The 12,915-nt window shown below is 51.0% G+C and carries 12 protein-coding genes; 8 read left to right on the forward strand and 4 right to left on the reverse strand.

Annotated elements, in window-relative coordinates; all coding sequences use genetic code 11:
* Positions 1 to 34 precede the first annotated feature (34 nt).
* Entirely contained in the window at positions 35 to 1,807 is a 1,773-nt protein-coding gene (cydD, locus tag L4174_RS11430; RefSeq protein WP_248140986.1) for a cysteine/glutathione ABC transporter permease/ATP-binding protein CydD, read from the forward strand.
* Positions 1,800 to 3,521: a cysteine/glutathione ABC transporter ATP-binding protein/permease CydC gene (gene cydC / locus L4174_RS11435; protein ID WP_248140988.1), complete on the forward strand. Its 1,722-nt coding sequence runs from the start codon at positions 1,800 to 1,802 to the stop codon at positions 3,519 to 3,521. Before cydD ends, cydC begins: the two co-directional genes overlap by 8 nt.
* 60 nt (positions 3,522 to 3,581) lie before the next feature.
* On the opposite strand, the gene L4174_RS11440 is transcribed toward cydC, so the two are convergent.
* Positions 3,582 to 4,046 carry a glycine zipper 2TM domain-containing protein gene (locus tag L4174_RS11440; RefSeq protein WP_248140990.1) on the reverse strand — a complete coding sequence of 155 codons (465 nt, stop codon included), beginning with the start codon at positions 4,044 to 4,046 and terminating at the stop codon, positions 3,582 to 3,584.
* 30 nt (positions 4,047 to 4,076) lie between these two features.
* On the opposite strand from L4174_RS11440, the gene aat reads away from it, so the two are divergent.
* The 3 genes from aat (at position 4,077) to infA (ending at position 5,872) form a co-directional block, all read left to right on the forward strand.
* Positions 4,077 to 4,781 (forward strand): leucyl/phenylalanyl-tRNA--protein transferase, encoded by a 705-nt coding sequence (aat, locus tag L4174_RS11445; RefSeq protein WP_248140993.1) that lies wholly within the window; start codon positions 4,077 to 4,079, stop codon positions 4,779 to 4,781.
* Positions 4,782 to 4,788: 7 nt separating this feature from the next.
* Positions 4,789 to 5,478 carry an arginyltransferase gene (locus tag L4174_RS11450; protein ID WP_248140994.1) on the forward strand — a complete coding sequence of 230 codons (690 nt, stop codon included), beginning with the start codon at positions 4,789 to 4,791 and terminating at the stop codon, positions 5,476 to 5,478.
* Positions 5,479 to 5,653: 175 nt separating this feature from the next.
* The gene (infA, locus tag L4174_RS11455) at positions 5,654 to 5,872 is read left to right on the forward strand and encodes a translation initiation factor IF-1 (RefSeq protein ID WP_027252769.1); all 219 of its coding nucleotides are present in this window, start codon (positions 5,654 to 5,656) and stop codon (positions 5,870 to 5,872) included.
* 143 nt (positions 5,873 to 6,015) lie between these two features.
* Here the strand turns inward: infA and clpA are convergent, their stop codons facing one another.
* Positions 6,016 to 8,280 (reverse strand): ATP-dependent Clp protease ATP-binding subunit ClpA, encoded by a 2,265-nt coding sequence (gene clpA, locus L4174_RS11460; protein WP_248140995.1) that lies wholly within the window; start codon positions 8,278 to 8,280, stop codon positions 6,016 to 6,018.
* Between the two features lie 46 nt (positions 8,281 to 8,326).
* Positions 8,327 to 8,647, reverse strand: coding sequence for an ATP-dependent Clp protease adapter ClpS (clpS, locus tag L4174_RS11465; RefSeq protein WP_248140997.1), 321 nt, complete (start codon positions 8,645 to 8,647; stop codon positions 8,327 to 8,329).
* Positions 8,648 to 8,872: 225 nt separating this feature from the next.
* Between clpS and cspD the strand changes: the two genes are divergently transcribed.
* Positions 8,873 to 9,097 carry a cold shock domain-containing protein CspD gene (gene cspD, locus L4174_RS11470; protein WP_248140998.1) on the forward strand — a complete coding sequence of 75 codons (225 nt, stop codon included), beginning with the start codon at positions 8,873 to 8,875 and terminating at the stop codon, positions 9,095 to 9,097.
* 387 nt (positions 9,098 to 9,484) lie between these two features.
* Here the strand turns inward: cspD and icd are convergent, their stop codons facing one another.
* Positions 9,485 to 10,735, reverse strand: a complete 1,251-nt coding sequence (gene icd / locus L4174_RS11475) for an NADP-dependent isocitrate dehydrogenase (RefSeq protein WP_248140999.1) — start codon at positions 10,733 to 10,735, stop codon at positions 9,485 to 9,487.
* Between the two features lie 238 nt (positions 10,736 to 10,973).
* Here icd and L4174_RS11480 point away from each other — a divergent pair, with 238 nt between their 5' ends.
* Complete coding sequence (locus tag L4174_RS11480; protein ID WP_371929340.1) at positions 10,974 to 11,543, forward strand: pseudouridine synthase; 570 nt, start codon at positions 10,974 to 10,976, stop codon at positions 11,541 to 11,543.
* Between the two features lie 254 nt (positions 11,544 to 11,797).
* Positions 11,798 to 12,907 carry a tRNA 2-thiouridine(34) synthase MnmA gene (mnmA, locus tag L4174_RS11485; protein ID WP_248141001.1) on the forward strand — a complete coding sequence of 370 codons (1,110 nt, stop codon included), beginning with the start codon at positions 11,798 to 11,800 and terminating at the stop codon, positions 12,905 to 12,907.
* Positions 12,908 to 12,915: the final 8 nt, after the last annotated feature.

The following is a 12,915-nucleotide window of genomic DNA, read 5'->3' on the forward strand; positions in this document are numbered from 1 at the left end:
CAGAATTCAACCAACCATACAGCGCTATTTCAACATGGATAAACAATTACAGCGCGAGTTGACCAAGTGGTTAAAATCGCAAAGCAAGCTGGCCAAACCCTGGCTGATGCTGAGTGTGGGCCTGGGATTTCTGTCGGGTCTTCTCCTTATTGCCCAGGCAGGCCTACTCGCCACTATCCTGCAGCAACTCATTATCGAACAGACCGACAAACATCAGTTGCTTCCTCATTTTGCGGGATTAATTGCTGTTGTTGCCCTGCGTGCTGCCTGCAGCTGGGGACGGGAAGTCGCAGGTTACCGCTGTGGCGAACAAATCCGCCTGCATATCCGGGAACTGATTATCAACCGGCTGCATCAGTTGGGTCCGGCGTTCATTAAAGGACGTCCGGCTGGCTCCTGGGCAAGTCTGATCCTGGAGCAGGTTGAAGAAATGCAGGATTTCTTTGCCCGTTATCTCCCGCAAATGGCGCTGTCCGTTCTGATCCCGCTGGTGATTTTAGTCGCCGTGTTCCCGTTCAACTGGGCCGCCGGACTGATTTTCCTGGTCACCGCACCACTGGTTCCCTTTTTTATGGCCTTGGTTGGTATTGGTGCCGCAGATGCCAGCCGACGTAACTTTACAGCGATGCAGCGTCTGTCCGGGCACTTTTATGACCGCCTGCAGGGACTGGCGACACTGCGCCTGTTTAACCGTGCTGAAGCAGAAGCAGAAAACCTGCATGACGCCGCAGATACGCTGCGCAAACGTACGATGGAAGTATTGCGTCTTGCATTCCTTTCTTCTGCGGTTCTGGAGTTTTTTACGGCAATTTCGATTGCTCTGGTCGCCGTGTACTTCGGCTTCTCATTCATCGGTGAGTTAGATTTCGGCCACTACGGCCTGCCAATCACCCTGTTTACCGGCTTCTTTATCCTGCTGCTGGCGCCGGAGTTCTACCAGCCGTTGCGTGATCTCGGCACCTATTATCATGCCAAAGCACAGGCCATTGGCGCTGCAGAATCTATCGTGACTTTCCTGAATACAAAAGCGGATAACATGAGCCAGGGCGAGCAGCCGCTCGAAGCGCCTGAAACCATCAGTATCCGCCTGAACGATGTCAAAGTACTGAGTCCGCAAGGCCAGATACTGGCAGGGCCGCTGAGTTTTGACATTGAAGCGCACCAGCAGGTCGCGCTCGTCGGACCGAGTGGTGCCGGAAAAACCAGCCTGCTGAACGCCCTGCTCGGCTTCCTGCCTTATGAAGGCAGCATCCGGGTGAACGGTACAGAGCTGCGAGAAATCGATCCGGTTCAATGGCGTCAGGCCATCAGTTGGGTCGGACAGAATCCGCTGCTGATCCATGGCAGTGTCCGCGACAACATTGTTTTAGGGAACCCGCAGGCCACGGACGAGCATATTCAGCAAGTCGCCGAAAGAGCCTTTGCCAGCGAATTTATCCAGCGCCTTGAACGTGGATATGATCACCCGGTGGGTGACCGCTCTGCCGGCTTATCCGTCGGACAAGCGCAGCGTCTGGCTGTCGCGCGTGCATTGCTGCAAAACGGCAGCTTCTGGCTGCTTGACGAGCCCACAGCCAGTCTGGATGCCAACAGTGAACAACTGGTTCAGCAGAGTCTGAATCAGGCGACTCAGGGACAGACAGCGCTGATGATCAGTCACCGTCTGGACCAGCTCACCGAAATGGATAAAGTCCTGGTACTGGAAAATGGCCAGATCGTCCAGCAAGGCCATTTCAGCCAGATCAGCCGGGAAGGTTTGTTAGCCGACATGTTATCGCACACTGATAAGAGGGATCTCGATGCGTGATTTAATCCCTTACCTGAAACTGTACCGCCGGCACTGGTTCGGTCTGACACTGGGAATGCTGCTGGGCCTGGCGACCTTACTTGCCGCCATGAGCCTGCTGACCTTATCCGGCTGGTTTCTGGCCGCATCTGCGGTCGCCGGTTTGAGCATCGCCCGCGAAACGTTCAATTACATGCTCCCGGCGGCTGGCGTGCGTGGTTTCTCCATTGCACGAACCGCAGGTCGCTGGGGAGAGCGCGTCATCAGCCACAATGCAACGTTCAAGTTGCTGGCGGATTTACGAATCTTCTTCTTCCGCAAACTGACCCCGCTGATCCCGGGCCGTCAAACCAATCTGCGGGATGCAGATTTGCTGAACCGCCTGGTCGCTGATGTCGATGCGATGGATCATGTGTATCTTCGCCTGATCAGTCCGTTAGTAATTGGGGTGATAGCACTGCTGGCAATCAGCGGATTTCTGGCCTGGTTTGATCCGACGCTGGGTCTTGTCCTTGGCTGTATCTTACTGACGCTGATGTTCACCCTGCCGGTAATTTTCTACAAATTAGGGCAAAAACACGGCGAAACCCTGACGCTGGCGAAAGCCGGATTCCGAATCCGTCTGCTTGACTGGATTCAGGGTCAGGCCGAGCTGCTTCTGTTCAATGCAGAACCGGATTACCGTGAACAGACACTCAATGAACAGAAGTCCCTGCTGCTGGCGCAACGCCGCATGGCCGGCCTGACCGGCATGGCAAGCGCGATGCTGATGCTGGCGACTGGCTGGACCCTGGTCCTGATGCTCTGGCTGGCTGCCGATGGTGTCGGCGGGACAACGCCAGATCCAATGATTGCCCTTGCCGCCTTCGCCACGATGGCCAGCTTTGAACTGATGATGCCTGTCGCCGGCGCATTCCAGTATCTGGGACAAACCCTGACATCGGCCAGACGTCTGAACGAAATCATCCATGCTGAACCGGACACCCCGTTTGATCCCAACGGCCACCAGGCCAATGTGAAAGGTGATATCCGGGTCGAGAGCATTCACTTCACTTATCACGGCAGTGAAAAAAGCGTCCTCAATCAGGTTTCCTTCACCATGACAGCCGGTGAAAAACTGGCGCTGCTGGGCCGTACCGGCTGTGGTAAATCCACGCTGCTGCAGTTACTGACCCGGAACTGGGACCCTCAGCAAGGACAGATTCTGCTGGATAATGTGCCTTTGGCTCAATGGCAGGAAGCATCGCTGCGCAACGCGATCAGTGTGGTCAGCCAGCGGGTGGATATCTTTAACGGCACGGTTCGTGAGAACCTGCTGCTGGCCAAACCTGAGGCCAATGATGAAGAACTTGCACAAACCCTGACTCAGGTCGGACTGCAAAAACTGCTGGAAGGCAATGGGCTGGATACCTGGCTGGGCGACGGTGGCCGCCAGATTTCCGGCGGTGAACGCCGTCGGCTGGGGATTGCCCGTGCCCTGCTGCACGATGCTCCGGTCATGCTGCTGGATGAACCGACAGAGGGACTGGATCGCCGCACGGAACAACAAATCCTGTCACTGCTGTTTGAACATATGGCGGAGAAAACCGTGGTCTTTATCACCCACCGCCTGGTCGGGCTGGAACAGATGGATCAGGTTTGTCTGATGGATGAGGGAGCCATCATAGAACGAGGCAATCACGCCTCACTGATGGCCCAGCAAGGCCGGTACAGCGAACTCTGGCAACGTATCTGACCTGCATATCAAAAGGCTCTGATGATTTCAGAGCCTTTTTCGTTGTGAGACGGGCAGAGATTACGGATAGGTACGATCAACCCGAACGCCATCATCAAAATACAGGATACGGACATTATCGCCTGACTGGAAAAGCATATCCGGATCCACATCCTGGATCACATCCACCAGCTTCCCTTCTTCTGTTTTGATCAGCAGCTCGACCAGTTTATAGTGCCGGATTGCCTGTCCGATGTCCTGCTGGCGGTACGCAACCCCAGCGCCAGCCATCGCGCCAATGGCGGTTGCAACTTCACGCCCGTGACCGCCACCAAACTGATTCCCGATCAAGCCCCCGACCACAGCCCCCAAAAGTGTTTCCCAGCCGTTATGACTGGAGTTGACCACTTCCTGCTGGGTAATATAACGTACAGTTTCCAACTGGCCGAACACGACCTGATTCACTGGCCGGGCCTGATTGCGGTGATAAGGTGCAGCTTGCAACACCAGTGGAAACAGCAACACGAACAGTAACCACTTTTTCATACGGATTTTCTCCAACTAGATTGTATTTATATGGCTATATACTTGCCTGAGCTTGATCAGGTTGATTTAGAGTTTCCCCATCCCAATACCGCACTGGAAGATCCGAATGGTCTGCTGGCCTTTGGCGGCGACCTCAGTTCCCAGCGGCTCATCCATGCCTATCAGCAGGGGATTTTTCCCTGGTATGCCGAAGGGGAGCCCCTGTTATGGTGGAGCCCTTCTCCCCGTGCAGTCATTCTGCCCGATGTTTTCCAGCCCAGCAAAAGCCTGAAAAAATTTTTTCGCAAATCAGGCTATCAGGTGACACTGAACCATGCCTGTCATCAGGTGATTGAGCAGTGTGCATACAGTCGTGGTCCGGATGCCACCTGGATCACGCCAGCCATGATTCAGGCTTACAAAAATCTCCATCAACTGGGCCACTGCCACTCCGTAGAAGTCTGGTTGCAAGGCCAGCTGATTGGCGGTTTGTACGGAATCAGCGTCGGTGCAGTTTTTTGCGGTGAATCGATGTTTTCTCTGGCTGATAATGCCTCAAAAATTGCGCTTTGGCATTTTTGCCGCCACTTCAGTGCCCACGGCGGCAAACTCATTGATTGTCAGATCATGAACCCGCACCTGAACTCTCTGGGCGCACGAGAAATCGATCGTGACGCATTTTTGCAAAGCCTGGCCCAACTGAGATGCGCCATACTTACAGCAGACTGTTACTCACCTCAGGTTATTACGTTGTAGGAACATCATGAGCCTTCCCAGTATTCGCTTAGGTTTTACGCCCGTCATCAATTGCAGTTACCTGCCTGAACAGCAAGAACAGTTGGGTGTCGTCGTTGACCACCGCTGGCTGACGACGTCCGGTTACGGCGCATTACTCGGCTGCGGTTTCCGCCGCAGCGGACAGGCTATCTATAAGCCGATGTGTGAACACTGTCAGGCCTGCACGCCATTACGGGTTGATTGTCAGAACTTTAGCCCGAGTAAAAGCCAGAAACGTCAGCTCAAACAACTGGATAGCTTTCACGCTGAGTTCAAATCCAAACTGGATGACAACTGGTTTCCGCTCTATGAAAACTATATCCGGAAACGGCACGTCCACGGGGCGATGTATCCGGCAAACAGACAACAGTTTTTTGAGTTTTGCCAGGCGAACTGGATGGATACACGCTTTCTGCACCTGTATCAGGCGGGCCGACTGGTTGCGGTTGCTGTAACAGATTTTCTTGATCAAGCCCTGAGTGCAGTCTATACGTTTTTTGACCCCGAACATCCGCTCTCTCTGGGCACTTTATGCGTTCTGAAACAGATTGATTTCTGCCGGGAAACGGAACGGCGCTGGTTGTATCCAGGTTATCAGATTGATGACTGCCCTGCGATGAACTATAAAACCCGGTTCAAGCCCTACCAGAAGCTGGTCAAGGGGCAATGGCAGTAAAGCATTCGGCCGGTATATCTCGATCGCTTCTCTGCGAAAAGAAATGAAGTTTGCAACAAAAGCTGACAAAGAGAAGCTGCGAGGGTAAAATTGCGGGCCTAACTTTACACTTAAACAGTTTCAAGGCATTATCCGGCCCAATCAGAAGCATGGCACGGTAGCCTAAGAGGATTCAATGGCAAAAGAAGACGTAATTGAAATGCAAGGTACTGTACTAGATACACTACCTAATACTATGTTCCGCGTTGAGCTGGAAAACGGTCACGTTGTGACTGCACACATCTCCGGCAAAATGCGTAAAAACTACATCCGTATTCTGACGGGCGACAAGGTAACAGTAGAGCTGACTCCTTACGATCTGTCTAAAGGCCGCATCGTCTTCCGTTCGCGCTAATAGTACTGAGCCAGAGACCAGTCATTCTGGCTTTTCTGCTGCAAACAACGCAGAACTCTCATTCCCTGTTGAAACAGGATGAATAAAAACGGGACCTGAAGGTCCCGTTTCTTTATTCAGCGAATATGTCTTTCAGTGGAACACTAGTGAGCCGGTTCCATTTCACTGCTGAAGTGGAAGTCCAGCGTACCGTCATCCCGCAGACCAACCCGTACAGACCCACCATTGACCAGACTGCCAAAGAGCAATTCGTTCGCCATTGGTTTTTTCAGGTTTTCCTGAATAACACGGGCCATCGGACGAGCCCCCATCGACTTGTCATAACCTTTGTTCGCCAGCCATTCACGTGCTTCGTTAGACACTTCCATGGATACGCCTCTTGCATCCAGTTGTGCCTGCAACTCAACAATGAACTTATCGACGACCTGATTAATGACTTCTTTTTCAAGATGGTTAAACCAGATGATGTTATCCAGACGGTTGCGGAACTCCGGTGCAAACACACGCTTAATTTCTGACATCGCGTCATGGCTGTGATCTTGCTGAACCAGACCAATCGATTTACGCACCGTTTCCTGCACACCCGCATTGGTGGTCATCACCAGAATGACATTTCGGAAATCCGCTTTGCGGCCATTGTTATCCGTCAGCGTCCCGTTATCCATCACTTGCAACAACAGGTTAAACACATCCGGATGGGCTTTTTCAATTTCATCCAGCAGCACCACTGAATGCGGATGCTTGATGACAGCATCCGTCAGCAAACCGCCCTGATCAAACCCGACATAGCCCGGAGGCGCACCAATCAGGCGGCTGACCGTATGGCGTTCCATATACTCGGACATATCGAAACGCAGCAGCTCAATGCCAAGAATCTTCGCCAGCTGAACGGTCACTTCCGTTTTACCTACCCCGGTCGGGCCGGCAAACAGGAAAGAACCGACAGGCTTGTTATCAGCCCCCAGACCAGCACGACTCAGCTTGATGACCTCTGTCAGTGCATCGATGGCAGGATCCTGACCAAACACCAGCATTTTCAGCTTGCCGTCGAGTTTTTGCAGCACTTCTTTGTCACTGGATGACACCGATTTCTCAGGAATACGGGCAATCCGGGCAATCATGGCTTCAATGTCGCTGACATTGATAGTTTTCTTACGCTTACTGGCAGGGGCCAGACGGCAACGTGCGCCCGCCTCATCAATCACATCAATTGCCTTATCCGGTAAATGACGCTCATTGATATATTTTGCCGACAGCTCTACCGCTGCACGAATGGCTTTGTTGGTATAGCGCACTTCATGGTGTGCTTCATATTTGGGTTTCAGTCCCATCAGGATCTTCGTCGTGTCATCCAGAGACGGCTCAACAATATCAATTTTCTGGAAGCGACGAGCCAGTGCCCGCTCTTTCTCGAAAATATTGCTGTATTCCTGATAAGTGGTTGAACCCATACAGCGGATTTTACCGCTGCTCAGCAATGGCTTAATCAGATTGGCGGCGTCGACCTGACCACCGGAAGCAGCACCTGCACCAATAATGGTGTGGATTTCGTCAATGAAGAGAACCGCTTTCTCTTCTTTTTCCAGCTGTTTCAGAATCGCTTTGAAGCGTTTTTCGAAGTCGCCACGATACTTGGTGCCCGCCAGCAGAGAACCAATATCCAGAGAATAAATCACACACTCTTTAATAATGTCGGGAACCTGGCCTTCCACAATCCGCCATGCCAGACCTTCCGCGATTGCCGTTTTACCAACACCAGCCTCACCCACCAGAAGCGGGTTGTTTTTACGGCGGCGGCACAGCACCTGAACAGTACGTTCCAGTTCATGTTCGCGGCCAATCAACGGGTCAATCGCTCCCGCACGAGCCAGCTGGTTCAGGTTCGTTGCGAAGTTTTCCAGACGGTCTTCCCCGTTTTCTGCACGAGGGTCGTCTGAACTGACATCCGATTGGTTTAAATCATCATTGTCGCTGTCTTTGACCGTACCGTGAGAAATGAAATTCACCACATCCAGTCGGCTGATATCGCTTTTCTTCAGCAGATAAGCCGCATGAGATTCCTGCTCACTGAAAATAGCAACCAGTACGTTTGCGCCGGTCACTTCGCTGCGACCAGAAGACTGAACATGAAAAACGGCCCGTTGTAAGACACGCTGGAAGCTCAGCGTCGGTTGGGTTTCCCGGCTCTCATCATCCGCTGGGATCAATGGTGTTGTTTGCTCGATGAATGCATCCAGTTCTTTACGAAGGGTGTCCAGATTAGCCCGGCAGGCTAATAAGGCTTCCTGAGCAGCAGGATTCTCCAAAAGCGCCAGCAGCAGATGCTCAACTGTCATGAACTCATGGCGCTTTTCCCTTGCTCGTGCAAAAGCCCCATTGAGACTGGTTTCAAGTTCTTTGTTTAGCATAAGGCACCTCCCCTAAATACCACTCGAATTGGCGTGCCGGAAAAAGTCAGGCTTTTTCCATCGTACACAGTAGCGGATGTTCATGCTCTCTTGCATACATCATGACTTGAGCCACTTTGGTTTCAGCGACTTCGGCAGTAAAAATGCCGCATACTGCCTTCCCCTCATAATGCACAGTCAGCATCAACTGTGTTGCTCTCTCCAAGTCCATGGAGAAGAACTTCTGTAACACTTCTATCACAAAATCCATCGGTGTGTAATCATCATTATTCAAAATCACTTTGTACATCGATGGCGGCTTAACCTGAGTGTCCTCCTCGTTCAGTACGTCTGACTCAGGGTTAATCCATTCACTTAACTTACTCATAATCTCATCTTAGTCATATGTTCAATCGGTTGCTAGATTGCGACGGACAAAAAAGATTTCATCCAAATGTTACAAGTCGTGCTTGACTGTCTAGGTCTTTTTACTAAAGTGTACCTTGTAGTAGATACTATCTGCATCAAAATAGCATTTATATTCAACTCATGATAAAACTGTATTGTTATATAAATGCTAAATGGAAATTGAATGCAAAGAGGGATGTAAAGCATGGCAACAGGTACAGTTAAGTGGTTCAACAACGCAAAAGGTTTCGGTTTCATTTGCCCTGAAAACGGCGAAGGCGATATCTTTGCACACTATTCAACTATCCAGATGGAAGGATATCGCACACTCAAGGCAGGTCAACAAGTTAACTACACCGTTCAGACTGGCCCGAAAGGCTACCACGCCAGTGAAATTGTCCCCATCGATGCTGAAAGCGCCAGTAAATAACATTTGCTGACACGTTTACATCACTTGATTAGGTGGGCACATGCTCACCTTTTAGTTCCCACTCCCCGCCAACCTTATTACTGACAAATTCATTTTTATTTTTTATTCCTTTTTCCAGGCTCAGCAATATTCTTACTGACCGATAAGTGAATAAAAGATGAATACAGCCATAAATCACAGAAAATTAACAAAGAAAAAACAACTTCACTGATTCATATTCTTTTACAGCAGTTATCCGGATGACGGCTGAAGTAATTATGGCTGATCTGTATAAAACAACACAATCCCTTCACCAGACTTTGATGCCATTTGTGAGCACGTTTTCCCAACAAAATAAAAAGGCCCAGCCTTAAGCTGAGCCCTTCTGAAATCGAACTTTCAGTTTAATTACATTTGCTCGATCATATCGTTCGCAAACTCTGAACACTTACGCAGTGTCGCACCGTCCATCAGACGCTCGAAATCGTAAGTCACAGTTTTGTTGCGAATAGCCGCTTCCATTGACTTGATGATCAGGTCAGCAGCTTCAGTCCAGCCCATATGACGCAGCATCATCTCAGCAGACAGGATCAGAGAACCTGGGTTTACTTTGTCCTGACCTGCATACTTCGGTGCTGTACCGTGAGTCGCTTCGAACAGTGCAACGCCATCACCGATGTTGGCACCCGGTGCAATACCGATACCACCCACCTGTGCAGCCAGTGCATCAGAGATGTAGTCGCCGTTCAGGTTCAGTGTTGCAATCACATCGTACTCAGCCGGACGCAGCAGGATTTGCTGCAGGAAGGCATCTGCGATGCTGTCTTTGATGGTGATTTCTTTACCGGTGTTTGGATTCTTCAGCGTCATCCATGGGCCACCGTCCAGCAGCTCAGCACCAAACTCTTTCGCAACTTCGTAACCCCAGTCTTTGAAGGCACCTTCGGTGAACTTCATGATGTTACCTTTGTGCACCAGAGTCAGTGAATCACGATCGTTGTCGATAGTGTATTGCAGCGCAGCACGAACCAGACGCTTGGTACCTTCTTCAGAAACAGGCTTGATACCGATACCACATTGTTGTGGGAAACGGATTTTGGTTGCGCCCATTTCTTCACGCAGGAACTTGATGACTTTGTCCGCTTCTTCAGTACCGGCTTTGTACTCAATACCCGCGTAGATATCTTCCGAGTTTTCACGGTAGATAACCATATCAGTCAGTTCAGGCTGTTTCAGCGGGCTTGGCACGCCGTCAAAGTAACGAACCGGACGAGCACAGATATACAGATCCAGTTCCTGACGCAGAGCAACGTTCAGAGAGCGGATACCGCCGCCTACAGGCGTGGTCAGCGGGCCTTTAATCGCAACTTTGTAGTCACGAATAAAATCGAGGGTTTCTTGAGGCAGCCAGGCGTCTTCACCGTAAACCTGAGTTGATTTCTCACCGGTGTAGATTTCCATCCAAGAAATTTTACGGTCGCCGCCGTAAGCTTTCTCAACCGCTGCATCAACAACTTTCAGCATTGCAGGGCTTACATCAACACCAATACCGTCGCCTTCGATGAAAGGGATGATTGGGTTGTTAGGAACGACCAGCTTACCATGAGCATCGAGGGTAATCTTCTGACCTTCAGCTGGTACAACTACTTTACTATCCATTAAATTCTCCTAGCGTCCGTTTGTTATCTTTTTGTAAGATGCCGGGGCATCATACTTGAAAATTTGCCAACACGCCATGGGCGGATTTTTAGGATATAATCATCCGCTCACAAAACGCTTATCCCCCTGAAATCTTATCAGCATGAAAACAATGAAACCTCGTCAGCTATCCAGCAAACCCTCTCAAAAAAGTTCGCCGAACCATGGACATAGAAGCACAAACCGGCGTCCATCGCGCATGGCGAACAAGCCTCGCCGACCTCAGGGCCCTCGGAAGATTATCCTTTTCAATAAGCCATTTAACGTTCTGACCCAGTTCAGTGGCGAACCCGGTGATATCACACTCGCAGATTACATTTCTGTTAAAGACGTGTATCCGGCGGGACGACTGGATAAAGACAGTGAAGGACTGCTGGTCCTGACAAATGACGGCATTTTGCAGGCCCGCCTGACCCAACCCGGCTCCAAGAAACCCAAAACATACTGGGTCCAGGTTGAGGGAATACCAGCCGATGACACACTGGAGCAATTACGCCATGGTGTTGAACTGAAAGACGGGATGACTTTGCCGGCAACGGTCGAAGTGATGCCTGCGCCTGAAGTCTGGGAAAGGACACCACCAATCCGTGAACGAAAGAACATACCGACAACCTGGCTGAGTATCACGCTGATTGAAGGCAGAAACCGGCAGGTCCGCCGGATGACCGCCCATATTGGCCATCCGACACTCAGGCTGATCCGTTATCAGATGGCCGACTGGACAGTCGACGGCCTCGCTCCGGGAGAATGGCGGGAAGTCACGCTCTGACTTCCCCGGCAGGTATGCAACGCCGACTCGGTTAATTGAACGAAAGCACTACACTTTCATCACCACTTCAACTATCATTGCCGGCAAATAGCAAACGATTGCGCAGCGGTAAAACATGCACGTTCTGCTGTATGTTCAGCAGCTCGTTTGCAGCAGAAGTATGAATAAAGTGTGAAGGCGCTCCCGATCTGTTTCAGCAGACCACTTTCTGTTAGAATCACGCTCTTATCACTTATTCAAGATTGAAGAGAAAAATGTCAGATAACAGCCAGAAAAAAGTTATTGTCGGCATGTCCGGCGGCGTCGATTCCTCGGTTTCTGCTTACCTGCTCCTTCAACAGGGTTATCAGGTAGAAGGCCTGTTCATGAAAAACTGGGAAGAGGACGATAACGACGAGTACTGCTCTGCCGCAGAAGATCTTGCGGACGCGCAGGCCGTATGCGACAAGCTGGGCATTCATCTTCATACGATCAACTTTGCGGCTGAGTACTGGGATAACGTTTTCGAGTATTTCCTGGCCGAATACAAAGCAGGACGTACTCCGAACCCGGACATCCTGTGTAATAAAGAAATCAAGTTCAAGGCGTTTCTGGAGTTTGCCGACGAAGTGCTGGATGCTGATTATATCGCCATGGGTCATTATACCCGGCGCAGCTTCCCGACTCAGCCGGGTGAAAAACCACAGATGCTGCGTGGTCTGGATAACAACAAAGACCAGAGCTACTTCCTGTATACTCTGAGCCATGACCAGATTGCCCGCAGCCTGTTCCCGGTCGGCGAACTGGAAAAACCTGAAGTGCGCCGTATCGCAGAAGAGCAAGATCTGATCACCGCCAAGAAAAAAGATTCAACCGGTATCTGCTTTATCGGTGAGCGCAAGTTCACCGAGTTTCTGAGTAAGTATCTGCCTGCACAACCGGGCGATATCGTCACCGCAGATGAAGGCAAAGTCATTGGTCAGCACCAGGGCCTGATGTACCACACACTGGGTCAGCGCAAAGGTCTGCTGATCGGTGGTATGAAAGACAGCTCGGATGACCCTTGGTATGTCGTTGATAAAGATATTGAAAAAAATCAGCTGATTGTCGGCCAGGGCAAAGACCACCCTCGCCTGCAGTCGAACGGACTGATCGCCGCTCAGCTTCATTGGGTCGACCGCGAACCTGTCCGTGAACCACTGCAGTGTACCGTGAAAACCCGCTACCGCCAGCAGGATATCCCGTGCACCATCATTCCGGTTGACGATAACAGTATTAAGGTCATTTTTGATGAGCCGCAAATCGCGGTCACACCAGGCCAGTCTGCCGTCTTCTATCAGGGTGAAGTGTGCCTGGGCGGCGGTATCATTGAAGAAAGGATCTGAGGACGGAC

The organism is Photobacterium sp. CCB-ST2H9 (assembly GCF_023151555.2).
In the GTDB taxonomy this organism is placed as follows: Bacteria; Pseudomonadota; Gammaproteobacteria; order Enterobacterales; family Vibrionaceae; genus Photobacterium.